Genomic DNA, 25200 nt, shown 5'->3' with positions numbered 1-25200 from the left:
GGCTTGTCCCCGGCGCCTCTCGCTTCATGAGGCTAACGGTGACCCTCCCTTGGCCTGCTACCTTGATTCGATAGCGATCAGGCCTTCTCGACCAGCATGCGGCCGGTCATCTCCATATGCATGGCATGGCAGAACCAGGAGCAGTAGTACCAGTACACCCCGGGCCTGTCGGCGGTGAAGGTGACGCTGGAGGTCTGCTGCGGGCCGATCTCCATGGAAGCCCCGTGATTGACCATGACGAAGCCGTGGGTCAGGTCCTCCACCTGGTCGAGGTTGGTCACCACCACGGTCACCTCGTCGCCCTGCTTGACCTTGAACTCGGTCAGGCCGAACTGCGGGGCGATGGAGGTCATGTAGACCCGCACCTTGTTGCCGTCACGGATCACCTTGTTGTCGCTTTCCAGGGTGACGCCATCGGCCTCGGCCATGGCACGCGTCTCGGCGAAGAAGGGGTCGTCGCGCGTCCAGGTCCGCGAGGGGTTGAGCTGGTCGGCGCGCAGCAGGATGCAGTCGTGGGGCTCGGCGAAGGTAGGGCCGTCGTGGACCAGCTTCATCTCCTCGCCGGAGATGTCGATCAGCTGGTCGTTCTCCGGGTGCAGCGGGCCCACCGGCAGGAAGCGGTCCTTGGAGAACTTGGAGAGCACCACCAGCCACTTGCCGTCGGCATCCCGGGACTCGGTGAGGCTGGCGTGGTTGTGGCCCGGCTGGTAGTGGACGTCGAGCTTCTGGCGCAGGTAGTTCACCTCCTCGCCGTTGTAGGCGCGGATGGCGTCCTCGATGTTCCACTTGGCCACCTGGCTGTCGATGAACAGCGTGGTGTAGGCGTTGCCGCGGCCATCGTAGGTGGTGTGCAGCGGCCCCAGGCCCAGCTCCGGTTCGCCGACCACGGTGTCGCGCGGTTCGATGGCGCCGTCGAACAGCTCGGGGAGCTTGTCGATGGCGATGATCGAGACGGTCGGCGAGAGCTTGCCGTTGGCGATGAAGTACTTGCCGTCCGGCGAGGTGTTGAGGCCGTGGGGGTTCTTGGGCACCGGGATGTAGCGGGTCAGCTTCGAGCCCTTGCGGCCGTCGAGCACCGGCACCTCGCTGTCGCCCAGGGTCTCGTACTCGCCGGCGGCCACGGCGGCCTCGATCGCCTCGACGTCGAACACCACCACCCAGTCGCGCTCGGCGCGCATGGTGTCGGCCAGGGTCATGCCCTTCTCGGAGTTGTAGCAGGTCGAGGCCACGAAGCGGCCGGTGTAGTCGGCATCGGTGTTGTCGAGGTTGCCGTCGACGATCACTTGCCAGGCCACGTCCATGCTCTCGGCATCGATGGCGTTGAACATGGTGAAGTAGTTGTCCGGCGTCTCCAGGTCACGGCCATCGTTGACCTGGGGGATCGGCAGCTCGGCGTTGGCGAACACGTACTTGGTGTGCGGCACCTTCTGCAGGCGCAGGCCGTGGATCGCCTGGACGTTGGGGATGGTGGTGATCCTGTCCGTCTTCATGATGTCGAGACGGATGCGTGCCACCCGGGTGTTGGCCTTGTCGTTGATGAACAGGTACTTGCCGTCGTAACGGCCGTCGGTCATCGAGATGTGCGGGTGGTGGCAGTCGCCGTTGAGGAAGCGCGCCGAGTCGCCGAGGATGCGCTTCGACTCGTTGGTGATGCCCCAGCCGGTGGCGCTGTCGATGTTGAACACCGGGATGCGCATCAGCTCGCGCATGGAGGGGATGCCCAGCACCCGGACCTCGCCCTGGTGGCCGCCGCTCCAGAAGCCGTAGTACTCGTCGAGCTCGCCGGGCGCGACCTCGATGCCTTTCTCGGCGGCCTGGGCCTCGCGGCTGCTCATCAGCGCCCCGGCGCCGAAGCCGCCGGCCAGGCTCGCCCCGGCGACGCCGGTCACCGCGCTGTTGCGCAGGAAGTGGCGGCGGCCGAGGTTCTCGATCGCTTGCTTCTTGTCACTCATGGATTCACTCCTCCTGAAGGGTCGGGATTCGCTGCAGCTTGTGTTGTCCGGCACTGCCGGGGTCGTGGGTCTCGACGCCGCCCTGTCCCGTGGCCAGACGGGCCGCCTTCTCGTAGCGTTTGCGACGCTTGATCACCGGCGGGCAGCGCTGGTCGTCGTGGTAGGTGATCTGGCAATCGAGACAGTAGTGGCACTCGTTGGCATTGATGCGGCCATCGGGATGGATGGCGGCCACTTCGCATTCGTTGGCGCAGATCTGGCACGGCGTGCCACAGCTGCCGCGGTGCCGCTTCAGCCAGTCGAACAGCCGCAGGCGCGCAGGGATCGCCAGGCCGGCGCCCAGCGGGCAGACGTAGCGGCAATAGAACTTGTGGTTGAAGGCGGAGATCGCCACCAGGCCCAGGGCGTAGAGCAGGAAGGCCCAGTCGCGCTGGAAGCGCAGGGTGATGGCGGTCTTGAAGGGCTCCACCTCGGCGTAGCGCTCGGCGGTGCCCAGCGAGTGCAGCGAGAGGGCGAAGAGCCCCAGCAGGATGATGTACTTCAGCGCCCAGAGCCGCTCATGCAGGCCGAAGGGTGGCTCGAACTGCTTCACGCCGAGCTTGCGGGCGGCCTTGTTGACCAGGTCCTGAAGGGCGCCGAAGGGGCAGAGCCAGCCGCAGAACACCCCGCGGCCCCACAGCAGCAGGCTTACCGCCACGAAGGACCAGAGGATGAACATCATCGGGTCGATCAGGAAGGAGCTCCAGCTGAAGCCGCTGATCAGCGAGTTGGTGAAGGTCAGGATGTTGACCACCGAGAGCTGGGCCAGGGAGTACCAGCCGATGAACACCAGGGTGTAGACCAGAAAGCCTAGGCGCAGCGGGCGCAGGATCCTCGGGTGGCGCGCCAGCACGTCCTGGAACAGCATGATGCCGGTGAGCACGATCAGGCCGGCGGCGAGCACGGCGATCTGGAAGGCCTTGTCGCGCCATACCTGTACCCAGATCGGTTCCTCCACCGGCGGCTCGGGGCGCTCGATATAGGCCTCGGGGACGCTGTAGTCGGCGCTGAAGCGGCTGAACTCGGTATCCAGCGGCCCCGAGGCGCGGCGTACCAGCAGCTCCAGCTGCCAGGGCTGGCCGGGGTCGAAGGCGGCCTGGTCGCGAACGATGAAGATGTCGCGCTCGTCGAACGGCGGCGCTCCCTCGATGCCCAGGCCGCCCAGGCGGATATGGTCGCGGTCGTGGAAGCTGACGTTGGTGTTGCCCTGGGAGAGCTCGAGGCGGTCGAAGATGCCGCCGCGCACGTAGCCCGAGCCCTTGAAGGAGTAGTCGCCGCGGCCCATCACGGCGATGGCGTGCTCGCCCTCGTCGAGCTCGCTCATCAGCTGGTCATAACCGGTATCGCCCAGCAGGTTGCGGCCGGCGGTGGGCGGGTTCAGGTAGGTGTAGAAGAGCTCGATGAAGGTGCGGTCGGCCGGCTGCGGGGTGTGCAGGTAGTCCTCGGCGGGGGTGCCGGCAAAGGTCTCGTCCACCTCGCCGTGGGTCAGGTGCAGGCGGCGAATGGTGCCGTCACCGGTCAGCGTCGACCAGTCGGCGGGCTCGAAGACGTCCTCCCGGACCGTCGCCGCCGGGGCGGCGGAGGGGTCGGCGATCAGCCCCTGCTCGGCGGCCACCTGGCGCGCGGCGCGCATGATGGTGTCACTGACCACGATGACGGTGACGGTGGCGCCGGAGATGGCGTCCAGGTTGTCGCCGACCTTCATGCGGTCGTTGACATGGGCAGGGATGTGGGCGTCGGCGAAGCCCTCGAGCTTCGACTCCGGGATGCCCACCAGCATGATGGGCTCCTCATGGCCGAGGACGTCGGCCTGGACGATCTTCCCTTCCAGGTCGATGCCCACCAGGAGGTTGACCGGCTTGCCCGAGTAGGCCGGGATCGGCGCGATGTCGACGCTCTCGAAGGCGTAGCCGAGCAGCTCGTCACCGGCGTGCACCTCGCTCACCGGCCACTGGGACTCCGCCGGTTCCAGGCGCTCGGCGGCGGGGAAGCCCTCGCGGACCTGCTCCAGCTCCAGGGCGTGGAGGGCCGGGGTGATCAGCAGCAGCAGGCCGAGCAGCAGGCCGGCGACGCCGGCTGGCCGAGGGGGTCGTGCGGGCATGGCGAGGTCCTTGCGGGCATGAGCCTGGGCGGTGCAGCGCGGTAACCCGGCCGCCACCCATCAGGGGGAGGCCGGCCCGAGGGCCGGCCGGGGATCAGGGCTCGAGGCTGGCGTAGTAGGCGGAGATGTCGGCGATGTCCTCGTCGGAGAGACCCTGGGCCTGGGGCGCCATGATCGCGGACATGCCGCCACCGCGCTGGCCGTCGCGGTAGGCCTTCATGGCGCTCTCCAGGTAGGCGGCGGACTGGCCGGCGAGGTTGGGATAGATCGGCGCGGTGCCCATGCCGTCGGTGCCGTGGCAGGCAGCGCAGGCCGCGATCTTGCCCTTGCCGGCCTCGGGGTCACCGGCGGCCTGGGCGTCCATGGCCAGGAAGGCCCCGCCCAGCAGGGCGGCTACGAGCAGTGACTTCATAACATACCTCCGAAATGCATCTTTAAGTGCTTGAAAAAGCCCGAATCGGGCAGGGCCCCATCGGGCGATCGAGGTCATGATGCCAGCCGTCGCCCGGGCGAGGCTTGACGTGCGTCATGTTCAGCCTAGACCCGGAGGCGGAAAAGGTAAAAGAGGGTGCTAATGCAGGGGTCAGGGGGGCTCGGGCGTCGCGGGGGTATCGTCGAGCTGCAGCAGCCGCACCAGCCTGGGGCGCTGCGGGCCGAGCAGGTCGGCGAGGGTGTAGTGGTCGAGCACGGCGAGGAAGGCGGCGAGTGCCTCGGCCAGGATCGGCTTGAGCCGGCAGGCGGGGGTGATGATGCACTCGTTATCGTCGCCGAAGCACTCCACCAGGTGCAGGTCACGCTCGGTGTCGCGAACCAGCTCGCCCAGCGGGATCGTCTCCGGAGCGCGCTTGAGCAGCAGGCCGCCGTTCTTGCCACGGATGGAGGTGATGTAGCCTCGGTGGTTGAGGTCCTGCACGACCTTCATCAGGTGGTTGCGGGAGATCTCGAAGCGCTCGGCGATCTCGGTGATGGTCGAGCGCTGCTCGCCCTTGACGGCCAGGTAGATCAGCACGCGCAGCGAATAGTCGGTGAAGCGGGTCAGGTGCATGGGAGTCCCGGCGCGTCGGACGCCTCGCGAGGCGTGGTGAGAAAACCAATCATCTTAACATCATGCCTGTTAGGTTTGATTCGCGACCGCGGCATTCGGTCGCGTGGTGGGCGATTGGCGTGGCCACCCGTAAGATGTAACTTATATGCATGTTATGGTTCCTTGCCAGTGATCCAGGTCAAGCCGGTGGCACTCGCCGCACCGACCGGCGTCCCGCCTGGGCGCTGTTCTTTCCGCTCGCCGCCCTGCACGCGGCCCTGGCGGTGCCGCTGTCGCTGGCGGGGATGTTCGGCGGGCTGCCGATGCTGGCAACGCCGGCGTCCCATGGTCGCGAGCTGCTGTTCGGCTTCGCCCTGGCGGTGATGGCGGGCTACCTGCTGGGGCCGCTGCCGCCCCGCCGGCTGGCGCTCCTGGCGGGGTTGTGGCTGGTCGGGCGTCTCGGCGGACTGGCGGGCTACCCGGCCTGGCCCTTGCTGCTGGCCGATGCCGCCTTCGCCCTGCTGCTGGCCGTCTCGCTGGTGCCGCGCTTCCTGGCGGCCAAGAAGTGGCGCAACCGCCTGCTCTCGCCGCTACTGGGGCTGCTCTGCCTGCTGGCGGTGGCCAGCCTCGCGGCGCGTCCGGTCCTCCCGGGGCTGCTCTCGCCCCTTCTCCACCAGGGGGTGCTCTGGCTGCTGCTGCTGATGACCTTCATGGGCGGCCGGGTGATCGCCCCGGCGGTGAACGGGCACCTGATGGCACGCGACCGGGTGGCCGGAGCCGGTGTCCAGCCACGGCTCGAGGCGGCTTTGATCGGCCTGCTGGGCGCGGCGGGGCTGCTGGCGATCTGGCCGCTGTTGTGGCCGCTGGCCGGCGCGCTGCTGGCGCTGGCCGGGGCACTGGTCCTGGGGCGGCTCTGGCGCTGGTCGCCCTGGAGGCTCCGCGATCGGCCGGACCTGCTCGGCCTGCTGCTCGGCTATGCCTGGCTGGGGGCGGGGGCCCTGCTTATGGCGGGCGACCTCCTGGCGGGGGACTCCCCGGCGGGCGGGTTGCACGCGATCACCATGGGGGCGCTCGGCACCCTGGCCAGCGGCATCATGCTGCGCCAGGCGATCCTGAGGGCCAGGGGGCGCCCCGGGGAGGAGCGGTGGCTGGCGCCCCTGGCCGGGCTCTTCACCCTGGCGGCGGGGCTGAGGCTTGCGCTGCCTCTCGCCGGCCTGCCGGCGCTGTGGGGCGCCGCCGGTGCCTGGAGCCTGGCCTGGCTGCTGGTGGCATGGCGCCTGGTGCACTGGCGCCGCCGGGGAGAAGCCGCTGCCAGGGTGCCTTCTACCTCGACTTGATCTGGGTCAGCTACCCCTTGAAGGGTACCGACGCGCCCGGTCATGGCTGGCATAATTCGCCCATGCGGTGGCGGCTCCGGCCGCCGCCTTACGGTTCCAGAGGCTCGATTCGATCATGCAAGACACCCTGCCGTTCATCCGCCCCCTGGTCGAGAAGTACGACCGCCCGGGGCCGCGCTATACCTCCTATCCCACGGCGCCGCAGTTCCAGGCGGCCTTCGCCGAGGACGACTACCGGGCCGCCGCCGAGCGCAGCAACCGGGCCGCGACGCCCAAGCCGCTGTCGGCCTACGTGCACATCCCGTTCTGCGAGAGCCTCTGCTACTACTGCGCCTGCAACAAGATCATCACCCACAACCGGGAGCGCGCCGCGGAGTACCTCGCCTGGCTCAAGCGGGAAATCGAGCTCCAGGGGGCGCTGTTCGACGACTCGCGGCGCATGACCCAGCTGCACCTGGGCGGTGGCACCCCCACCTACCTGAGCAACGACCAGCTCGGCGAGCTGATGGGCGCGCTGGATACTGCCTTCCACTTCGCCGAGCCCGAGGCGCGGGAGTTCTCCCTGGAGGTGGACCCCCGCACCGTCACCCCCGAGCAGATCCACGAGCTCCATGCCCTGGGGTTCAACCGCCTGAGCTTCGGCGTGCAGGACTTCGACACCCGGGTCCAGGAGGCGGTCAACCGCATCCAGAGCGAGGCCCAGGTGGTGGAGCTGGTGGCCGCGGCCCGCGAGGCCGGCTTCCAGTCGGTGAGCGTCGACCTGATCTACGGCCTGCCGCTGCAGACCGTGGCGAGCTTCGACGAGACCCTTGCCAAGATCATCGCCCTGCGTCCCGACCGCATCGCCGCCTACAGCTACGCCCACCTGCCGGAGCTGTTCAAGGCCCAGCGCCTGATCCGCCCCGAGGACATGCCGCCGCCGGAGCGCAAGATCGAGCTGCTGGAGCTGACCATCCGCCGCCTCACCGAGGCCGGCTATGTCTATATCGGCATGGACCATTTCGCCCTGCCCGAGGACGAGCTCTCGCTGGCGAAGGAGAACGGCACCCTGCAGCGCAACTTCCAGGGCTACTCGACCCATGCCGACTGCGACCTGATCGGCCTGGGCAATACCGCCATCGGCAAGGTGGGCGACAGCTACAGCCAGAACGTCAAGGAAACGGCCCAATACCAGGCGCGCCTCGAGGCGGGGCGGCTGCCGGTGATGCGCGGTTATCGCCTCAATGACGATGACCTGCTGCGTCGCGATGTGATCAACGCCCTGATGTGCCATGGCCGCATCGACTTCGCCGCGATCGAGGCGGCCCACCACATCGATTTCCGCGACTATTTCGCCGATGCGCTCACCGAGCTGGAGGAGATGGCGGACGACGGCCTGCTGGCGATCGATGAGGGGAGCATCGAGGTGTTGCCGGCTGGGCGGCTGATGATGCGCAACGCGGCCATGGCCTTCGATGCCTACCTGAGCCACGGCCCGGGACGCTACTCGCGCACCGTCTGAGCCCCGACCCCCTGCCGACACGACACGGCGCCCCGCGGGGCGCCGTGTCGCGTTGCATGGAAGCCGGTCGGGCTGGGCTCAGACGACGCCCTGCTCGATCATGGCATCGGCCACCTTGCGGAAGCCGGCGATGTTGGCGCCCAGCACCAGGTTGGTGGGGTCGTCGAACTCCTCGGCGGTCTCGGCGCACTGGCGGTGGATGTTGGCCATGATCTCCTTGAGCCTGGCGTCGACCTTCTCCAGCGGCCACTGCTCCATGCTGCTGTTCTGGGCCATCTCCAGCTGGCTGGTGGCCACGCCTCCGGCATTGGCCGCCTTGCCGGGGCCGTAGGCGACCTTCGCGGCCAGGAAGCGGTCCACTGCCGCGGCGGTGGAGGGCATGTTGGCCCCCTCGCTGATGCAGGTCACGCCGTTGCCCAGCAGGGCCTCGGCATCGGCCTCGGTCAGCTCGTTCTGGGTGGCGCAGGGGAAGGCCACGTCGCCCTCGATGCGCCAGACCGCATGGCCGTCGGCCGGGTAGTCGCCGGCCGGCAGGTAGCGGGCCTCGGGATGCGTCTCCAGGTAGGCCTCCAGCGAGACGCGCCTGACCTCCTTGAGCTCCTTGAGCAGGTCCAGGTCGATGCCGTCGGCGTGATGGAGGGTGCCCCGGGAGTCCGAGCAGGTGACGGGGATCGCGCCGAGCTCATGGAGCTTCTCGATGGTGTAGATGGCCACGTTGCCGGCACCGGAGACCAGGCAGGTCTTGCCCTCCAGGGTCTCGCCGCGGGCCTCGAGCATGTTCTCGGCGAAGTAGACGGCGCCGTAGCCGGTGGCCTCCTTGCGCCCGAGGGAGCCGCCCCAGTTGAGGCTCTTGCCGGTCAGCACGCCCTCATAGCGGCCGGACAGGCGCTTGTACTGGCCGTAGAGGAAGCCGATCTCGCGGGCCCCTACGCCGATGTCGCCGGCCGGCACGTCGGTGGTCGGGCCGATGTGGCGATAGAGTTCGCTCATGAAGGCCTGGCAGAAGCGCATGATCTCGCCGTCCGACCGGCCCTTGGGCTCGAAGTCCGACCCGCCCTTGCCGCCGCCGATGGGCAGCCCGGTCAGGGCATTCTTGAATATCTGCTCGAAGCCCAGGAACTTGATGGTGCCCGAGGTGACGCTGGGGTGGAAACGCAGCCCACCCTTGTAGGGGCCGAGGGCGGAGTTGAACTGGACGCGGTAGCCCTTGTTGACCTGCACCTTGCCGGCGTCGTCGGTCCAGCAGACGCGGAACATGATCTGGCGCTCCGGCTCGACGATGCGCTCGATGATGCCGTGGTCGAGGTAGTGGGGGCTGCGCTCGAAGAGCGGACGCAGGCACTCCAGTACCTCCTCGGCGGCCTGGTAGAACTCGGTCTGGGCCGGGCTGCTCCTGCGCAGGGCCTCGAGGGTGTCGTGGACGTAGGGCATGGGAAGATTCCTGTGCGGTCGAAAACGGGTCGGCAGCACTATAAGGCAATGCACCATTATGCAGCAACTGCATGGGCCATGCGGGGATTAGACATAGTATTGAGCCGAAATCCCTTCAAAATCGCAAAAAGTTATGCACCAGTTTGATGCATTAAAATTACTTCATAGATGGTGATTCAACGAAGTCGCGCCGGCGGATGGTCGAGCGACTCTCGTGCCGGCCCGTCATGTCGGCCTCTGCGCAAGCTGCGCGCCCGCCGCATCGCCGGCGCGGCGGCGCCCTGGGCGACTTAGTGACATTTTTTGCACATCTTGTGCTTGAGTCCGGCCAGTGGTCTATATATGGTACTGGCCCGGCGTGATCCACGGTGCCGGCGACGGCTTGACGCACGTCAGTGCAGGCGGTTTAGATGGCCCCTAGGATGAGCGGTTCGGCGGCCCAGCCGCGTCGACGTCATCAGGAGAACCTCCATGTCCCTGCCCCTACCGTCACTGTCGCTCCCGCGCCCGCCCGTGCCGAGCCGTCTGATCCGCACCCTGGACCCCTGCGTGCCGCTGGCCGCCAAGAAGCGGCTGGTGGAGCCGGTGCTCAACCGCACCTTCGCCGAGCCGCTCGCGGAGGGCGAGTTCGATGCCCTGGAGGGGCGCCGGATCAGCCTAGCCATCGAGGACCTCGGCGTGACGCTGACACTGAGCCTCGAGGCGCAGCGCCTGGTGCTCTGCCGCGAGCCGGGCGAGGCCACCATCCGCGGCGGCTGGCGCGAGTTTTTATGCCTCGCCACCCGGCGCGAGGATCCCGACAGCCTGTTCTTCCAGCGTCGCCTGTTGATCGAGGGCGACACCGAGCTGGGCCTGATGGTCAAGAACCTCCTCGACGGACGCGAGGAGGGCCTGGCCCAGGGCCGCCTAGGCGAATGGCTCCACCGTCTGGAGCGCCTCGCGGCCCGCGATCACTGACCTGCCGCCCGCGGCATCCGAAGACCGACAGCGTTACATCGACAACGACGACACCGCTCTGGAGACCCCCGCATGAGCACATCCGCCAAGGCCGTCAAGACCTCCAACGAGGTGCCCCTGCAGTTGCCCTCCCGCGACATCTGGGATGCCAAGTACCGCCTCAAGGACCGTCACGGCCACCCCGTGGACAAGGACGTCACCGCCACCTGGGATCGCGTGGCACGGGCCCTGGCGGCCGTGGAGGGCGACAAGGCCGAGGAGTGGCTGCCGAAGTTCCGCTGGGCGCTGGAGAACGGCGCCATCCCGGCCGGGCGGATCATGTCCAATGCCGGCGCCGAGGCCTACAAGCCGGCGGTGAGCCTGATCAACTGCACTGTCTCGCGCACCATCCGTGACTCCATGCACGACATCCTCGACTCGGTGGTGGATGCCGGCATGACCCTCAAGGCGGGCTGCGGCATCGGCTACGAGTTCTCCACCCTGCGCCACAAGGGCGCCTTCGTGTTCGGCGCCGGCGCCGGCACCAACGGCCCGCTGGCGTTCATGGATATCTACGACAAGATGTGCTTCACGGTGGCCTCGGCGGGTGGGCGTCGCGGCGCCCAGATGGGCACCTTCGACGTCGGTCATCCCGACGTCCGTCAGTTCATCGAGGCCAAGCGCGAGGCGGGCCGCCTGCGCCAGTTCAACCTCAGCCTGCTGATCACCGACGAGTTCATGGAGGCGGTGAAGCAGGACACCGACTGGCCGCTGGCCTTCCCGCTCCACGAGGGCGAGAAGGACGACGTCGAGGAGAGCCAGCTGATCTACCGCGACTGGCCGGTGATCGAGGAGGGCTATACCGTCGACGCCGAGGGACGCGTGGCCTGCCGCATCGTCGAGGTGATCAAGGCCCGCGAGCTGTGGGACACCATCATGGCCTCGACCTACGACTTCGCCGAGCCGGGCTTCATCCTGATCGACCAGGTCAACCGCATGAACAACAACTGGTTCTGCGAGGAGATCCGCGCCACCAACCCCTGCGGCGAGCAGCCGCTGCCCCCGGAGGGCGCCTGCCTGCTCGGCTCGGTGAACCTGACCCGCTTCGTCATCGACCCCTTCGGCAAGAAGCCGCGCTTCGACTGGGAGCGCTACCGCCAGGTGGTGGCGATCTTCACCCGCATGCTCGACAACGTGGTGGAGATCAGCGGCCTGCCGCTCCCGGGCCAGCGCCGCGAGATCGAGGCCAAGCGCCGCCACGGCATGGGCTTTCTGGGCCTGGGCTCCACCCTGACCATGCTCAAGATCCCCTACGGCTCCCCCGAGTCGCTGGCCTTCACCGAGGAGGTGAGCCGCAACCTGGCCCTGGAGGGCTGGAAGCAGGCGCTCGAACTCTCCCGCGAGAAGGGCGTGGCGCCGGCCCTGGCCGAGGACTACGAGATCACCCCGCGGATGATGCGCGAGCGCCCCGAGCTCAAGCAGGACGGCTACGAGGTGGGTGACAAGGTCCCCGGCCGCATCCTGCACGCCCGCTACAGCCGCTACATGCAGAAGGTCGCCGAGGTGGAGCCGGAGCTGGTGGCGCAGCTCGCCGAGCACGGCGCGCGCTTCACCCACCACAGCTCCATCGCGCCGACCGGCACCATCTCGCTGTCGCTGGGCAACAACGCCTCCAACGGCATCGAGCCCTCCTTCTCGCACCGCTACTTCCGCAACGTGATCCAGTCGGGCAAGAAGACCAAGGAGCAGGTCGAGGTGGTCTCCTTCGAGCTGGCGGCCTATCGCCACTTCATCGCCGCCGACGCCGTGGAGAGCGACCTGCCCGACTACTTCATCACCGCCGACGCGGTGAGCCCCAAGCAGCACGTGGCGGTACAGGCGGCGGCCCAGGTGTGGGTCGACTCGGCCATCTCCAAGACGGTCAACGTGCCTACCGAGTTTCCCTTCGAGGAGTTCAAGGACCTCTACCTCGACGCCTACGCCAGCAAGCTCAAGGGCTGCACCACCTTCCGCTTCAACCCGGAGGCCTTCCAGGGCGTGCTGGTGCGCGAGGACGACCTCAAGAACACCACCTACGTCTTCGAGCTGGAGAACGGCGAGACCGTGGAGCTGGCCGGCGATGAGAAGGTCATCTACGACGGCGAGGAGCACAACGCGGCGAACCTCTACGACGCGCTGAAGGAAGGCACCTATGGCAAGTGGTAAGCCGATCTGCCTGATGCCCAGCGTCAATCACCAACTTTCCGGAGGAGCCCCCTGATGGCCGTCGAGATCAATTCCAAGATCGTGTCCTACAGCGTCAAGAAGGCGGTGGAGGAGCCGCCCCTGGCCGAGGAGAACCCGCTCACGGTGCGCATTCCCTCGCGCCCCGAGGGCACCCTGGAGGCCGTGTCGGAGAAGATCTCCTACGTCGGCGCCGAGGGGCGCAAGAAGGTCTACCTGCTGGTGTCGTTCATGCCGGTGGAGGGCGTGCTCAACGGCAAGCGGGTGGTGATCGAGCGCCCGGTGGAGTTCTTCTTCCCCTCAGGCCAGCTCTCCAGCGAGCACCAGTGGATCACCGCCACCATGCGCAGCCTGTCGCTGGCCGCCCGCGGCGGCTACGTCACCCAGGCGGTGGCCGACCTGCGCAAGGTGGCCTGGGACAAGGGCCTGGTGCGCTGCGGCATGAACCGCTGGGGCAAGCCGATGTTCCATGACTCCGAGGTCGCGGCCATCGCCTGGTCGATCCAGCAGATCCTCTACCGCCGCGGCTTCCTCGACCAGGACGGCAACCAGGTGCCGGTGGAGGAACTGGTCAGCCGCTATGCCCAGCGCCTGGCCAGCGGCCATCCCTGGCAGCCGCCCACCCCCGAGGAGATCGAGCAGGCCGAGCGCAAGGCCCAGGAGGCCTCCCAGGCGAAAGGCGACGGCCCCACCGTAGTGGGCCACTGCCCCGAGTGCAACGGCGAGCTGATCATGATGGACGGCTGCCCCACCTGCTACTCGGGCTGCGGCTGGTCCAAGTGCGGCTAGCCGGATTTCGCGATCCTGACCGCCCCCGGAGTCGCCTCGGCGCCCCCGGGGGCTTGTCGTCGACGGCCCCCTTGGCGAGGGCCGCCCTCGCCTAGGCCTTCTTGCCGCCGTCGAAGTCGATATCCATGCGGATGTGCCAGTCGGTCGGGGGCAGGCTGACCACCTCGATGGCGTGGTCGGTCATGGCCCGGCGCAACGCTTCATACTCCGCGCCACCGGCCGCCTTGAGCCGGGCCAGTTCGTTCTCGGTGTGGCCCTGGCTCCCCAGGTAGTTCTTGGCCGTCTGTCGAAGGGCATCGCCGGTCTCACCGCTGATGAGCTGGTGAAATTCCTCATTGGCCATGCTGACGTTCTCGATGACGATCTCCATGCATCGCTCCTTGCTGCGTGGGCTGTCTGTGTGTCCGAGCCGACTGCTCCATCCCCGAGGCTTCGGGTGACGGCTCGCCCACAGTGGGCAGCGATGGGAGGCGAGGAGTTCCCTGGTCACCGGCCTGGCCCGTTCAATGACGCAGCGTAAGCCGCTCGAAGTGGGGCGCCAGCCGGCGCACCAGGGCCTCCAGGGCCTCCCGGGGCGGGGCGCCGGCTACCGGCAGGCAGTAGTCGGGGTCGCGGCAGCGCTCCACGCGGGCCACCTGCAGGACATAGTGACGCACGCCACAGTCGGCCAGCGTCATGGCCAGTCGCTCCAGGTCCTCCAGGGCGAAGTCCCGCCAGTGCACCGTGGTGCGACACTCGAAGGGGGTGTCGCCCTCCAGCAGCAGCGAGAGGCTGCGGGCATGCTGCTGCCAGATGCCGCGACGGCCGCAGACCCGGTCGAAGTCCCGTCCGCGCCCCTTGACGTCCAGGGCCACCCAGTCGAGCCGCGGCAGCAGGGCGGCCAGGCGCTCCGGGTAGGGGCCGGCGGTATGCAGCCCCACGGCCAGCCCCATCTCGCGCGCCTCCGCGAGGGCGCGGGGGAGGTCGGCATGCAGGGTGGGCTCCCCGCCGCTGAACACCACGGCATCCAGCCCATCGGGCCGGGCCTCCAGGAAGGCGCGCATCGCCTCCCACTCGCCGGGTTCGCCGCGGCGGGGGCTGGCCATCTCGCTCACCTCGCAGTAGCCGCACTGCAGGGGGCAGCCCTGCAGGTGGATCACGGCGGCGCGCCGGCCGGGGAAGTCCGTCGTGCTCGATGCGGTCAGGCTCGCCACCGGCAGGCAGAGGTCGGCTGCCTCGGCCGGCTCCAGGCGCAGGAGCGGCCCGATCATGGCGTGGCCACCCCGCGGGTGTTGTCCATGCCGGGCCGTCCGTGCCAGTAGCCGTCGCAGACCTCGGCGTCCACCAAGGCCAGCGGGTCGGGGGCGGGGAGTGCGCCGCGGCGGGCCGCATCGAAGGCGCTGACCACCTCGGCCATGCCGTCGGGGCGCGGGCTCAGCCGGGCAATCCCGACGCCCATCCCGGCCATGTCGCCCACCTCGTGGCGCAGGTCCTGGCAGGCGCCGGAGAGGGTCTGGATGCCGTTGAGGGTGAAGACCTCCTTCGACTCCTGTGAGCGCAGTGCCAGGCCCTGGGGATACTTCTGGCAGACGAACCGGCAGCGGTCCTTGGGCCTCTGGTGGCGGCGCGCGGTGAAGCATCGCGACGACCAGGCCAGCGGCAGGTGGCCGTAGGCGAACACCTCGCAGGGCTGCTCGAGCCCCTGCTCACGGCAGTCGGCCAGCAGCCGGGCGAGGTCACTCCGCGACATCTCCACCGGGGCCTGCCAGCCCTGCATGCCGGCGCGGGCCAGCACCGCCAGGGTCGCGGGGTTGTAGAGGTTCAGCGCCGCGCCGGCGACGAAGGGCAGGCCGGCCGCCGAGAGGCGCTGCACCGCACTCTGGTCGTTGGCCTCGACGGTGAACTCGCCGTTGTCGCACAGCTTGCGCAGGTCGCGCAGGTCGGCCTCGGACTCGATCAGGGTCTGGCTGGCCAGCACGACCCGCTTGCCGCTCTGGGCCAGTTCGCGGCCCAGCCCCAGCCAGTCGTCGAGCTTCATGTCGCGACGCCGGGAGCAGACCGTCTCGCCCAGGGTGACGACCTCCACGGGCCAGTCGGCGGCCTCGCGGTAGAAGTCGGCATAGTGCTCGCGGGTCCAGTAGAAGAGCACCGGGCCCAGGGCGAGCTGCAGGGAAGACGAGGGGGAGGAGGAAGTCGGCATGGTGGCTCCTGTGAGGTGGCGCTATTTCCAGCGGCGCTCGTAGGCACCCAGGGTGGTGGTGGCGCCCTCGGAGAGATCGCCGAGACCGGCCATCCAGGCGGGGTCCGGGTGGAAGTGCCCGGGAGCCCGATCGACACGATCCAGTGCCTGGCGCCAGATGCCGGCGACCTTCGAGACGTAGGCGGGGCTGCGCTGGCGGCCCTCGATCTTCACCGCGCTGATGCCCAGCTCGCGAAGCTCCGGGAGCAGCTCCAGGGTGTTGAGGCTGGTGGGCTCCTCGATGGCGTGGTAGGTCTCGCCCCCTACCTCGAAGCGGCCCTTGCACAGGGTCGGGTAGCCGGCGCGCTCGCCCTCGGCGTAGCGGTCGATCAGCACGCCATTGAGGCGGGACTCCAGCCCCCGAGGGGTCTCCTCCCAGCGCACATGGGCCGCCGGCGAGCAGACGCCGCGGGTGTTGGGCGATTCACCGGTCAGGTACGAGGAGAGGTAGCAGCGCCCCTCGGCCATGATGCACAGGCTGCCGAAGGCGAACACCTCGAGCTCCACCGGGCTCTGCTTCGCCAGGTCGCGCACCTGGGTGATGGAGAGCACGCGGGGCAGCACGGCGCGCCGGATGCCGAACTGCCCGTGGTAGAAGCGCAGTGCCTCGTGGCTCGTCGCCGAGCCCTGCACCGAGAGGTGGCGGGCGAGGTCCGGATGGCGGCGGGCGGCGTAGTCGAGCAGCCCCATGTCGGCCAGGATCAGGGCATCGACGCCAAGATCGGCGGCCTGGTCCACGGCGCGGGTCCACATCGCCCAGCCCTCCGGCTGCGGGTAGGTGTTGATGGCGCAGAACACCCGCTTGCCACGGGCATGGGCGTAGTCGATACCCTCCCGGGCGCGCCTGTCGGTGAAGTTGAGGCCGGCGAACTGGCGGGCGTTGGTGGTGTTCTGGAAGCCGAAGTAGACGGCATCGGCGCCCTCATCCACGGCACGCTTCAGGGCGGGCAGGTTGCCGGCGGGGCAGACGAGCTCCATGGCGAGACTCCTCTCGATGAAAACCCGACCATGCTAGTCGACCATCTCGGCCGGGCCCTTGACTGGCGTCATGGCGAGGCGGCATTCGTGTTGGGCGTGATGCAGGTCATGCCGGGGCCATGGAGGCGATATCCGGCGAGGCCTGGCGCCAGCGTCTGACCTAGTCTTGAGTCAGGCCTGTTCATCGGGTGGGGTGGTCATGGACATCGAAGGCCTGTTCGATGCCAGTTACGTGCGGGTGCTGAGCCGGGAGGTCGAGGGACAGGCGTTCTTCGAGGCCTTCTACGAGCGCTTTATTGCGGCCTCCCCGGAGGTCGCGGTGAAGTTTCGCCATACCGACATGGCGCGCCAGCGGGCCATGCTCAAGAAGGCCTTCTATCACCTGCTGGCGTTCTACGCGTCGAGCCATGCCGACTACTACCTGCAGCAGGTGGCGATCAGCCACGACCGCGCCCACCTCGATATCGCCCCGTCGCTCTATGACCTCTGGCTCGAGAGCCTGATCGACACGGTTCGCACCTTCGACGAGCAGTTCGATGACGAGGTCGAGCTGTCCTGGCGGCTGGTGATGACACCGGGCATCGTCTTCATGACCTTCCACTACGACCGCGGCACCCTTTGCGACTAGGCGAATGCAGTGAGCTCCCATCGGCGGATCCCCATGGGAGCCGATACCGTGGAACCAGCAGGTTGTCGGGTCAGGAAGCGGCCGCCGGCCTGGCATCGCAGAGCGGGCAGAAGTCGGCCTGCTCGCCGTGGCCAAGACGCAGGCCGGTGTGGTGATCGGCGATCTGCCGGTAGAGCCTCTGGAAGCCGGCCAGGCGGGCGAAGAGGGCGTCCTCCACCGGGGTGGTGCCACTCCTCGGGCTGGTGGGTCAGGTAGTGGCAGAGCCTGGCCAGCAGTCGGTAGTCGGGGAGTTCGTCGCAGGCGGCGATATGCAGCTGGCGGTCGAGGATGCAGAGCAGCGCCGCATAGCGATGGTGGTCGGCGCGCAGGCGTTCGAGAATGATGGCTTTCATGGTGGCCTCCTTGACGCACCGCCGGGTGGCGGTGCGTCGCGGCTGGGCGCCGCCCGGGTTCAGCCGGCGCGTTCGAAGAGCAGGTTGTTCTCCAGGTGGATGTGCTGCATCAGGTCGTCACGGAACTCACGCAGGCCGGTGTAGAGCGCGCGCCAGGTGGTGCAGGCGCCCTTGGGCGGGGTGATGTCGTCGGTCAGCGCCGCCAGCTGCTCGAGGTGTTCGCCGTGGTCGTCGTGCTCGTGGCGCATCACCGCGATGGGCCCCTGGGCCTGGGCGCCCATGCCCCGGCGAAGCATCGGGAAGAGGATCTGCTCCTCCTTCTGCATGTGGCTCTCCATCTCCTGGTAGATCGTGGTGAGCAGGTCGGCCAGGCCGTTGGGGCAGGTGTCACGCTCGCCGTGGACCTGCTCGACGCGACGGGCCATGCGCACCAGTTCGGGCAGCTGCTGGCGGTGGACGTCGTGGTAGCGGGTCAGGATATGGTCGATCAGCTCGTCGTTGCTGGCCGACTGCCAGTCACGCTCGTCGCTTTCACCGGCCGGCAGCGCCTCGAGCGCGTCCACCAGCGCCTGGGCTGACAGGCCGATGCGCTCGGCGGCCTCGCGCAGGCTGATGCGGCCGCCGCAGCAGAAGTCGATATTGTGGTCGCGGAACACCCGGGTGGCGCCGGGCAGGGTCAGGGCGGTGCGGCCGACACTCTGTTCAATCAGGCTCATGGCAGGAGCTCCTGGGTCAGGTAGGTGACAGCTTACATGGAGCAAGCGGCGTGCCAGTTTTCAACTGCCTGTTTTATTGGGCGACGAGGCCAGGATGGTGAAAAATACCCGAGTCGATTAGGGTAGAGTGAACCCTTCAAGGTGAATATCACCATGCTCGACGAGACCCTGCTGGCGGACCTGGTCGCCGACCTGCCCAGCGCGGTGCGCCTGCAGCGCCTGGTGCGCACCCTGCGCGAGGGCTTCCGCTGCGGCGCCGTCTGCCTGCTGCGACTGGAGGAGGGCAGCCTGGTGCCGCTGGCCGTGGACGGCCTGGTGCGCGAGGCGCTGGGACGGCGCTTCGAGGTGGCCCAGCATCCCCGCCTCGCCACCATCCTCGCCAGCCGGCGCACCACCCTCTTTCCGCCCGATGCCAGCCTGCCCGACCCCTATGATGGCCTGGTGGAGCAGCAGCCCGGTCAGCCGCTGCACGTCCACGACTGCATGGGCATCAGCCTGCACGTGGAGGGCGAGCCGTGGGGGGCACTGACCCTGGATGCGCTGGAGGCGGGGACCTTCGATACCGCCGACCGGGCGGCCCTGGAACGTTATGCGCTGCTGGTCGAGGCGGCGGTGCGGGTCAGCCGCCTGGAGCGTGACCTGCGCGCCCTGCGCATGGCCCGGGAGGAGAGCGGCCTGCCACTGGCGGCCCCCGAGGCGCGCGATATCCTCGGCCACAGCGCGGAACTCCAGCGGCTGCTGCGCGAGCTCGACGTGGTGGCGGGGGTGGACCTGCCGGTGCTGCTCAGCGGCGAGACCGGGGTGGGCAAGGAGCTCTTTGCCCGCCGCCTCCACCGTCGCTCCGCGCGCCACGCCGCGCCGCTGGTGCAGGTCAACTGCGCCGCCCTGCCCGAGTCGCTGGCCGAGAGCGAGCTGTTCGGCCATGTGAAGGGGGCCTTCTCCGGTGCCACCGCCGAGCGCGCCGGGCGCTTCGAGACCGCCGACGGCGGCACCCTGCTGCTCGACGAGGTGGGCGAGCTGTCGCTGCCGGTCCAGGCCAAGCTGCTGCGCGCCCTGCAGGAGGGCGAGGTACAGCGCCTGGGCGAGGATGTCCCGCGGCGTGTCGACGTGCGCATCATCGCCGCCACCAACCGGCAACTGGCCGAGGCGGTACGCGAGGGTAGCTTCCGCGCCGACCTCTACCACCGCCTGTCGGTCTATCCGGTGGCGATACCGCCGCTGCGCGAGCGGGGCAGCGACGTGCTGGTGCTGGCTGGCCACTTCCTGGAGATCAACCGCACCCGGCTCGGGGTGCGCAGCCTGCGCCTCTCGCCGGATGCCGAGGAGATGCTGCTGGCCTATGCCTGGCCGGGCAACGTGCGCGAGCTGGAGCACGTGATCAGCCGCGCGGCGATCAAGGCCCTGAGCCACGGCGCGCGGCGCGACGAGATCATCACCCTGGTGCCGGCCTGGCTCGACCTGCCCGTCCCCGAGGGGGGAGGGAGCCGCGCATCGCAAGCGTCGGAGCCCGCCGATGAGGGCGGTGCATCGAGCCTGCGCGAGTGCGTGGAGGGGGCGCAGCGGCGGGCGATCCGCGAGGCGCTGGACGCCTGCGACGGCCGCTGGGCGGCGGCAGCGCGGCGCCTGGAACTGGACCCCAGCAACCTGCACAAGCTGGCCCGGCGGCTGGGGCTGAAGCCTGGTCGCTGAGCCTTTCCATTGCCCCTTGATCGAGGTCATCCTGCGACAGCTTTCCGCTGGCGGAGGCATCGTCCCCGTGCTAGATAGTGACTGATTACTATCTTCTGAGGCTCGAGCATGTCGCAGCGCCAGCATCTCCCCGCCGACGAGCGTCGGGAGCGCACCGTGGAGGCCGTCATCGAGCTTTGCGGCCGCGAGGAACCCGCCACCCTGACCACCGGGCGAATCGCCCGACGCATGGGTGTTACCCAGGGGGCGCTGTTTCGCCACTTCCCCAGCAAGGAGGCCATCTGGGAGGCGGCGGTGGCCTGGGTCGCCGAGCGGGTAATGGCGAGGGTTGCCGCCGCTGCCGAGGGCAGAGAGCCCCCCCTGGAAGCGCTTGAGGCGATGTTCCTGGCCCATGTGGCCTTTATCGCCGAGCATCCGGGGGTGCCGCGGCTGCTGATGGGCCAGCTGCAGCACCCGCGGCCGACCGCCGCCAGCCGCCTGGTGCGCGAGCTGCTGGAGCGCTATCGGCGACGCCTGCTTGGCCTGCTCGAGGAGGCCGGGCGTCGGGGGCAATTGCGAGCCGGGCTCGACCTGGACACGGCGGCGACGCAATTCATTGGCTGCGTCCAGGGGCTGGTGCTGCAGTCGCTGATCGCCGATGACGTGGCGGGCATCGTCGACCGGGCGCCGGCGGCCTTCGAGCTCTACCGACACGGCATCCGGGCGGATGCGGGAGGTGGCGCATGAGGCCCTCGATACGCCGGCTGGGGCGAGGACTGGCGGTGCTGATCGGCGTCGTCGTGGGCGTGGCGCTGCTGGTGGTCTTCGTGGCCAACCGGCAGGCCCCCGAGCGCCAGGAGGCGGCGGCCTCCGCCACCCCGGTCAGGTTCGTCGAGGTCCGCCCCCTGGACCTGCGCCTGGAGGCGCGCGGCCACGGCGTGGCGCGCCCCGCCGAGACCTGGCAGGCGACGGCCAACGTGGCGGGACGCGTCGTCGAGCGCCACCCGGAACTGGAGAGCGGCACCCTGCTGCCCGAGGGCACTCTGCTGGTGGCCCTGGATCCCAGCCGCTATGAGCTGGCCATCGCCGAGGCCCAGGCGGAGCTGGCCAGCCTGGCCGGCGAGCTTACCCAGCTCGAGGCTGAGGAGGAGAACACCCGCCGCCTGCTGGAGCTGGAGCAGCAGGCGCTCGCCCTGGCCGAGCAGGAGCTGGTGCGCATCGAGCGCCTGGCGGCCAGCGGCTCGGTCTCCGGCTCGCGGCGCGACGAGCAACGCCGCAGCACCCTGGGCCAGCGCCAGGCGGTCGCTTCCCTGGAGAACAGCCTGGCGCTGCTGCCCGCGCGGCGCGCTGTGCTCGAGGCCCAGCGTGAGCGCGCCGCGGTGCGACTGGCCCAGGCCCGCAAGGACCTCGCCGATACGCGCTTCGAGGCGCCCTACGACCTGCGCCTGGCCGCGGTGGAAGTGGAGCTGCACCAGTTCGTCGGCACCGGGCAGCGGCTGTTCCAGGCCGAGAGCCTGGCTGCCGCCGAGGTGGAGGCGCACATTTCCATCGCCATGATGCGCCGCCTGCTGGGCGCGATCCTGCCCGATGACCCCTTCGGCCAGGGACTCGACCTGGACGAGCGGCTGGACTTCTCGGCGGTGCAGGCCGAACTCTTCCTGGCCGGCGCCGAGGGCGTGGGCTGGTCGGGGGAGCTGGTTCGCGTGGCCAGCGGCCTGGACCCGACCACTCGCACGGTGCGTGCCGTGGTGCGGGTCGATCATCCCTACCGTGATGCCCGGCCGCCGGATCGCCCTCCGCTGCAGCGCGACATGTACGTGCGTACGCGGCTGTCCGCGCCCAGCCCCGAGCCTCGGCTGGTGATACCGGCCAGTGCGGTGCACCAGGGTGAGGTGTGGCTGGTGGATGCCGAGGATCGCCTCGAACGGTGTGCGGTGAGCGTGGCCTTCGAGCAGGGCAACCTGGCGGTGATCGCGACCGGTCTTGCCCCGGGGGATAGGGTGGTGGTCGATGACCTGCCCGCGGCGATCGCCGGGATGGCCCTCGCCCCACGTCGCGACGAGGCCCTGGAGGCGAGTATCGCTGAGCAGGCGCTGGGCCAGGGGCATGAGGAAGCCCAGCCATGATCCGCTGGTTCGCCGCCCACCCCACCGCCGCCAACCTGCTGCTGGTGCTGCTGCTCGCCGCCGGGCTCTTCACTGCCCCGTCGCTCAAGCGCGAGACCTTCCCCGACTACCGCCCGGTGGAGGTGAGCGTCGAGGTGGTCTATCGCGGGGCCAGCGCCGCCGACGTGGAGGACGCCGTGTGCCGCCGCCTGCACGAGGCGGTGAAGGGGGTGGAGTTCCTCGACGAGTTCGTCTGCGTGGCCAAGGACAACCTGGCCAGCGCCACTGCCACCATGCAGGCCGGCGGCGATCCCCTGCGCTTTCTCGGCGAGATCGATACCGAGGTCGGTGCCATCAGCGAGTTCCCGGCCCGGGCCGACCCACCGGTGGTGCGCGAGCTGCACCGCAGCGACGCGGTGGCGGCGGTGGCGGTGTCAGCCGACATGCTTGCCTCCCAGCTCGAGGAGTACGCCCTGCGCCTGGAGGAGCGCATCATGGCGCTGCCCGGCGTGGCGGACGTGGCGATCCACGGTATATCCCAGCGCCAGTGGCAGGTGGAGGTGCCCGGCGAGGTGCTCGGCCAGCACGGCCTCTCGGCCCGCGAGCTGGCGCGGCGGATCTCGGCCCAGAGCCTGGACCTGCCGCTGGGCACCCTGGAGACCCCCGAGCGCGAACTCCTTCTGCGCTTCACCGACCAGCGCCGTTCGCTGGTCGAGCTTGCGCGCCTGGTGGTGGTCTCCGATCCGGCCGGCGGCGAGCTGACCCTGGGCGACATCGCCACCCTGGCCGAGACCGGGGAGCGCGAGGAGGAGAAGATTCGCTTCAACGGCGAGCCGGCGCTGGTGCTGGAGGTCAGCAAGAGCCTGCGCGACGACGCCCTGACGGTGAAGGAGCGCCTCGAGGGACTGATCGCGGCGGAGCGCCGCCGCTTCGATGATGGCATCACGCTGACCCTGACCCAGGACATGACCAGCATCGTCCGCGACCGCCTGCAGATGCTGGTGGGCAACGGTGTCATGGGGCTGGCGCTGGTGGTGCTGGTGATGAGCCTGTTCTTCCGCCCGCGCCTGGCGCTGTGGGCGGTGCTGGGGCTGCCCGCGGCCTTCATGGGGGCCTTCCTGGTGATGGGGCTCGCCGGCCTCTCCGTGAACATGATCACCCTGGTGGCACTGCTGATGGCCATCGGCATCGTCATGGACGACGCCATCGTGATCACCGACAACATCACCGCCCACGCCAGGGAAAACGCTACGCCGCTGGAGGCGGTGGTGGCGGGGACCCGCCAGGTGCTGCCCGGGGTGCTGTCGTCGTTTCTGACCACCGCCTCGGTCTTCGTGCCGCTCTCCTTCCTGGCCGGCGAGCTGGGGGCGGTACTGGAGGTGCTGCCGGTGGTGCTGATCGCCGCCCTGGCGGCGAGCCTCATCGAGGCGTTCTGGATCCTGCCCCACCATCTCAAGGGCAGTCTCAAGGGCAGCGTGAAGGACCTGCAGCGGGGCCATGATTCCCGCTTTCGCAGCGCCTTCGACCGCGGCTTCGAGCGTTTCCGCGAGGGCGTGGGGCGGCTGGCCGACCGGGCGATCCGGTTTCGCCATGCCGTATTAGGGCTCGTCTTTACCGTGCTATTAGCGTCTGTCGGCTTTATGGCCGGCGGCCACGTCGGCAGCGAGGCGATGCCCGATATCGACGGCGACGTGCTGGAGGCACGCATCCTGATGCCCCAGGGCACGCCGCTCGAGCGCACGGAGGCGGTGGCCGCGCGGGTCGAGGCGGCGATGGGCGAGCTCGATGCGCGTCATTCGCCCGAGCAGCCCGGAGGCGAGGCGCTGGTCGAGGCGATCCAGGTGCGCTTCAACCACAATCCCAGTGCCCGGGAGGCGGGGCCCCACGTGGCGACGGTAAGCGTCGACCTGCTCACCGCCGAGCGCCGCTCGGTCACGCTGGACACCCTGTCCGCCGAGTGGCGGGAGGCGATCGGCGAGATCGCGGGAGTGCAGCGCCTGATCATCCAGGAACCGGGCTTCGGCCCCGCCGGGGTGCCGGTGGAGGTGCGCCTGGCCGGCGAGGACCTCGAGGCCATGAAGGCGGCGGCGCTCGAGCTGGCCACGCGGCTGGAAGGGTATTCGGCGGTCTACAACGTCATGGATGACCAGCGCCTGGGCAAGCCCCAGCGCGCCTACTCCCTGGCATCGGGTGCCCACGGCCTGGGGCTCACCGCCGAGGAGGTGGCGAGCCAGCTGCGTGCCGGCCTGCTCGGCGAGATCGCCGATACCCAGCGCATCGGCGAACAGGAGATCGAGGTGCTGGTGCGCCAGGCCGAGGCCGACCGCGACGGCCTCGACGACCTGGCCGACCAGACCCTGGTGCTCCCCGACGGCAGCCGGGTGCCGCTCTCGGTGGTGACCGAAGTGGCCGAGCGCCGCGAGTGGGCGCGCATCACCCGCATCGACGGGCGGCGCACCGTCACCGTGGAGGCCAACGTGGACGCCCGCCAGGCCAGCGGCCAGGCCATCGTCGACGACCTAGTCGACAGCGGCTGGCTGGCCGACTTCGAGGCGCGCCATCCCGAGGTAGCGGTCACCTTCGAGGGACAGGTGGCCAGCTCCGCCGAGACCGGCGGCTCCATCGCCCGCGGCCTGCTGATTGGCCTGGTGGGGATCTTCGTGATCCTCTCCTTCCAGTTCCGCAGCTACGTGGAGCCGCTGATCGTCATGCTCTCCATCCCGCTGGCCTTCATCGGCGCCCTCTGGGGGCACGTGATCATGGGCTACTACCTCTCCATGCCCTCGCTGATCGGCGCCGCCTCGCTGGCCGGCATCGTGGTCAACAACGCCATCCTGCTGATCCACTTCATCAAGACGCACCGCGAGCGAGGCATGGACGCGGCAGCGGCCGCCGGCCAGGCCTGCCGCGACCGGCTGCGCGCCATCCTGATCTCCTCCATCACCACCATCGCCGGCCTCGCGCCACTGCTGGCCGAGACCAGCAGTCAGGCGGATGCCATCAAGCCGCTGGTGATCGCCGTGGTGTTCGGCCTGCTCAGCGCCACCCTGCTGGTGCTGCTGGTGATCCCGGCGCTCTACGTGCTGTTCGACGACTGGGGCTGGACGCGCAGGGCGCCCGCCGAGTCGTAGCGACATGGGCCGGTCGGCCCCGCCTTGACGC

The 25200-nt window shown here is 69.2% G+C and carries 21 protein-coding genes; 10 read left to right on the top strand and 11 right to left on the bottom strand.

The window, feature by feature from the left end:
* Positions 1-77: 77 nt before the first annotated feature.
* The 4 genes from nosZ to P8934_RS17960 form a co-directional block, all read right to left on the bottom strand.
* The gene (nosZ, locus tag P8934_RS17975) at positions 78-1952 is read right to left on the bottom strand and encodes a TAT-dependent nitrous-oxide reductase (RefSeq protein WP_278032217.1); all 1875 of its coding nucleotides are present in this window, start codon (positions 1950-1952) and stop codon (positions 78-80) included.
* Between the two features lie 4 nt (positions 1953-1956).
* Positions 1957-4092 (bottom strand): NosR/NirI family protein, encoded by a 2136-nt coding sequence (locus P8934_RS17970; RefSeq protein WP_278032216.1) that lies wholly within the window; start codon positions 4090-4092, stop codon positions 1957-1959.
* Positions 4093-4186: 94 nt separating this feature from the next.
* Positions 4187-4504 carry a cytochrome c gene (locus P8934_RS17965; protein ID WP_278032215.1) on the bottom strand — a complete coding sequence of 106 codons (318 nt, stop codon included), beginning with the start codon at positions 4502-4504 and terminating at the stop codon, positions 4187-4189.
* A 171-nt stretch (positions 4505-4675) separates the two neighbouring features.
* Positions 4676-5137, bottom strand: coding sequence for an Rrf2 family transcriptional regulator (locus P8934_RS17960; protein WP_278032214.1), 462 nt, complete (start codon positions 5135-5137; stop codon positions 4676-4678).
* 149 nt (positions 5138-5286) lie between these two features.
* Here P8934_RS17960 and P8934_RS17955 point away from each other — a divergent pair, with 149 nt between their 5' ends.
* Both P8934_RS17955 and hemN read left to right on the top strand, forming a co-directional pair.
* Positions 5287-6453: an NnrS family protein gene (locus P8934_RS17955; RefSeq protein ID WP_278032213.1), complete on the top strand. Its 1167-nt coding sequence runs from the start codon at positions 5287-5289 to the stop codon at positions 6451-6453.
* 115 nt (positions 6454-6568) lie between these two features.
* On the top strand, positions 6569-7954 hold the full coding sequence (hemN, locus tag P8934_RS17950; protein ID WP_278032212.1) for an oxygen-independent coproporphyrinogen III oxidase: 1386 nt from the start codon (positions 6569-6571) through the stop codon (positions 7952-7954).
* A 78-nt stretch (positions 7955-8032) separates the two neighbouring features.
* On the opposite strand, the gene gdhA is transcribed toward hemN, so the two are convergent.
* Positions 8033-9385, bottom strand: a complete 1353-nt coding sequence (gene gdhA / locus P8934_RS17945; RefSeq protein WP_278032211.1) for an NADP-specific glutamate dehydrogenase — start codon at positions 9383-9385, stop codon at positions 8033-8035.
* 471 nt (positions 9386-9856) lie between these two features.
* Here gdhA and P8934_RS17940 point away from each other — a divergent pair, with 471 nt between their 5' ends.
* The 3 genes from P8934_RS17940 (at position 9857) to P8934_RS17930 (ending at position 13333) form a co-directional block, all read left to right on the top strand.
* A complete protein-coding gene (locus P8934_RS17940; protein ID WP_133634408.1) occupies positions 9857-10342 on the top strand; it encodes an SCP2 sterol-binding domain-containing protein in 486 nt (161 codons plus the stop codon).
* A gap of 72 nt (positions 10343-10414) precedes the next feature.
* Positions 10415-12526: an adenosylcobalamin-dependent ribonucleoside-diphosphate reductase gene (locus P8934_RS17935; RefSeq protein WP_278032210.1), complete on the top strand. Its 2112-nt coding sequence runs from the start codon at positions 10415-10417 to the stop codon at positions 12524-12526.
* Between the two features lie 54 nt (positions 12527-12580).
* Positions 12581-13333 (top strand): ribonucleoside-diphosphate reductase, encoded by a 753-nt coding sequence (locus tag P8934_RS17930; RefSeq protein ID WP_278032209.1) that lies wholly within the window; start codon positions 12581-12583, stop codon positions 13331-13333.
* A gap of 91 nt (positions 13334-13424) precedes the next feature.
* Here the strand turns inward: P8934_RS17930 and P8934_RS17925 are convergent, their stop codons facing one another.
* The 4 genes from P8934_RS17925 to P8934_RS17910 all read right to left on the bottom strand — a co-directional run bounded on the left by P8934_RS17925 (position 13425) and on the right by P8934_RS17910 (position 16529).
* Positions 13425-13703: a hypothetical protein gene (locus P8934_RS17925; RefSeq protein WP_278032208.1), complete on the bottom strand. Its 279-nt coding sequence runs from the start codon at positions 13701-13703 to the stop codon at positions 13425-13427.
* Between the two features lie 133 nt (positions 13704-13836).
* Positions 13837-14583, bottom strand: a complete 747-nt coding sequence (locus P8934_RS17920; RefSeq protein ID WP_278032207.1) for an anaerobic ribonucleoside-triphosphate reductase activating protein — start codon at positions 14581-14583, stop codon at positions 13837-13839.
* Positions 14580-15512, bottom strand: coding sequence for a U32 family peptidase (locus P8934_RS17915; protein WP_278032206.1), 933 nt, complete (start codon positions 15510-15512; stop codon positions 14580-14582). Before P8934_RS17915 ends, P8934_RS17920 begins: the two co-directional genes overlap by 4 nt.
* Before the next feature lie 21 nt (positions 15513-15533).
* On the bottom strand, positions 15534-16529 hold the full coding sequence (locus P8934_RS17910; protein WP_278032205.1) for a peptidase U32 family protein: 996 nt from the start codon (positions 16527-16529) through the stop codon (positions 15534-15536).
* Between the two features lie 199 nt (positions 16530-16728).
* Here P8934_RS17910 and P8934_RS17905 point away from each other — a divergent pair, with 199 nt between their 5' ends.
* Entirely contained in the window at positions 16729-17157 is a 429-nt protein-coding gene (locus tag P8934_RS17905) for a globin (RefSeq protein ID WP_278032204.1), read from the top strand.
* 70 nt (positions 17158-17227) lie between these two features.
* On the opposite strand, the gene P8934_RS17900 is transcribed toward P8934_RS17905, so the two are convergent.
* A complete protein-coding gene (locus P8934_RS17900; protein ID WP_278032203.1) occupies positions 17228-17374 on the bottom strand; it encodes a hypothetical protein in 147 nt (48 codons plus the stop codon).
* 234 nt (positions 17375-17608) lie between these two features.
* Complete coding sequence (ytfE, locus tag P8934_RS17895) at positions 17609-18265, bottom strand: iron-sulfur cluster repair protein YtfE (protein WP_278032202.1); 657 nt, start codon at positions 18263-18265, stop codon at positions 17609-17611.
* Between the two features lie 153 nt (positions 18266-18418).
* Between ytfE and norR the strand changes: the two genes are divergently transcribed.
* The 4 genes from norR (at position 18419) to P8934_RS17875 (ending at position 25169) form a co-directional block, all read left to right on the top strand.
* Entirely contained in the window at positions 18419-19954 is a 1536-nt protein-coding gene (norR, locus tag P8934_RS17890; protein ID WP_278032201.1) for a nitric oxide reductase transcriptional regulator NorR, read from the top strand.
* A gap of 108 nt (positions 19955-20062) precedes the next feature.
* Entirely contained in the window at positions 20063-20680 is a 618-nt protein-coding gene (locus P8934_RS17885) for a TetR/AcrR family transcriptional regulator (protein ID WP_278032200.1), read from the top strand.
* Positions 20677-22059, top strand: a complete 1383-nt coding sequence (locus tag P8934_RS17880; RefSeq protein WP_278032199.1) for an efflux transporter periplasmic adaptor subunit — start codon at positions 20677-20679, stop codon at positions 22057-22059. The genes P8934_RS17885 and P8934_RS17880 overlap by 4 nt, the downstream gene beginning before the upstream one ends.
* Positions 22056-25169, top strand: a complete 3114-nt coding sequence (locus tag P8934_RS17875; RefSeq protein ID WP_278032198.1) for an efflux RND transporter permease subunit — start codon at positions 22056-22058, stop codon at positions 25167-25169. The genes P8934_RS17880 and P8934_RS17875 overlap by 4 nt, the downstream gene beginning before the upstream one ends.
* Positions 25170-25200 lie beyond the last annotated feature (31 nt).

It is taken from the genome of Halomonas sp. CKK8, assembly GCF_029625235.1.
Lineage (GTDB): Bacteria > Pseudomonadota > Gammaproteobacteria > Pseudomonadales > Halomonadaceae > Halomonas > Halomonas ventosae.
This window is presented reverse-complemented; position numbering and strand designations above follow the sequence as displayed.

What these genes read in the sequence shown, in the direction of transcription:
- nosZ (WP_278032217.1), bottom strand. Translation starts at nt 1,952, where the DNA reads ATGAGTGACAAGAAGCAAGCGATCGAGAACCTCGGCCGCCGCCACTTC.
- P8934_RS17970 (WP_278032216.1), bottom strand. Translation starts at nt 4,092, where the DNA reads ATGCCCGCACGACCCCCTCGGCCAGCCGGCGTCGCCGGCCTGCTGCTC.
- P8934_RS17965 (WP_278032215.1), bottom strand. Translation starts at nt 4,504, where the DNA reads ATGAAGTCACTGCTCGTAGCCGCCCTGCTGGGCGGGGCCTTCCTGGCC.
- P8934_RS17960 (WP_278032214.1), bottom strand. Translation starts at nt 5,137, where the DNA reads ATGCACCTGACCCGCTTCACCGACTATTCGCTGCGCGTGCTGATCTAC.
- P8934_RS17955 (WP_278032213.1), top strand. Translation starts at nt 5,287, where the DNA reads ATGTTATGGTTCCTTGCCAGTGATCCAGGTCAAGCCGGTGGCACTCGC.
- hemN (WP_278032212.1), top strand. Translation starts at nt 6,569, where the DNA reads ATGCAAGACACCCTGCCGTTCATCCGCCCCCTGGTCGAGAAGTACGAC.
- gdhA (WP_278032211.1), bottom strand. Translation starts at nt 9,385, where the DNA reads ATGCCCTACGTCCACGACACCCTCGAGGCCCTGCGCAGGAGCAGCCCG.
- P8934_RS17940 (WP_133634408.1), top strand. Translation starts at nt 9,857, where the DNA reads ATGTCCCTGCCCCTACCGTCACTGTCGCTCCCGCGCCCGCCCGTGCCG.
- P8934_RS17935 (WP_278032210.1), top strand. Translation starts at nt 10,415, where the DNA reads ATGAGCACATCCGCCAAGGCCGTCAAGACCTCCAACGAGGTGCCCCTG.
- P8934_RS17930 (WP_278032209.1), top strand. Translation starts at nt 12,581, where the DNA reads ATGGCCGTCGAGATCAATTCCAAGATCGTGTCCTACAGCGTCAAGAAG.
- P8934_RS17925 (WP_278032208.1), bottom strand. Translation starts at nt 13,703, where the DNA reads ATGGAGATCGTCATCGAGAACGTCAGCATGGCCAATGAGGAATTTCAC.
- P8934_RS17920 (WP_278032207.1), bottom strand. Translation starts at nt 14,583, where the DNA reads ATGATCGGGCCGCTCCTGCGCCTGGAGCCGGCCGAGGCAGCCGACCTC.
- P8934_RS17915 (WP_278032206.1), bottom strand. Translation starts at nt 15,512, where the DNA reads ATGCCGACTTCCTCCTCCCCCTCGTCTTCCCTGCAGCTCGCCCTGGGC.
- P8934_RS17910 (WP_278032205.1), bottom strand. Translation starts at nt 16,529, where the DNA reads ATGGAGCTCGTCTGCCCCGCCGGCAACCTGCCCGCCCTGAAGCGTGCC.
- P8934_RS17905 (WP_278032204.1), top strand. Translation starts at nt 16,729, where the DNA reads ATGGACATCGAAGGCCTGTTCGATGCCAGTTACGTGCGGGTGCTGAGC.
- ytfE (WP_278032202.1), bottom strand. Translation starts at nt 18,265, where the DNA reads ATGAGCCTGATTGAACAGAGTGTCGGCCGCACCGCCCTGACCCTGCCC.
- norR (WP_278032201.1), top strand. Translation starts at nt 18,419, where the DNA reads ATGCTCGACGAGACCCTGCTGGCGGACCTGGTCGCCGACCTGCCCAGC.
- P8934_RS17885 (WP_278032200.1), top strand. Translation starts at nt 20,063, where the DNA reads ATGTCGCAGCGCCAGCATCTCCCCGCCGACGAGCGTCGGGAGCGCACC.
- P8934_RS17880 (WP_278032199.1), top strand. Translation starts at nt 20,677, where the DNA reads ATGAGGCCCTCGATACGCCGGCTGGGGCGAGGACTGGCGGTGCTGATC.
- P8934_RS17875 (WP_278032198.1), top strand. Translation starts at nt 22,056, where the DNA reads ATGATCCGCTGGTTCGCCGCCCACCCCACCGCCGCCAACCTGCTGCTG.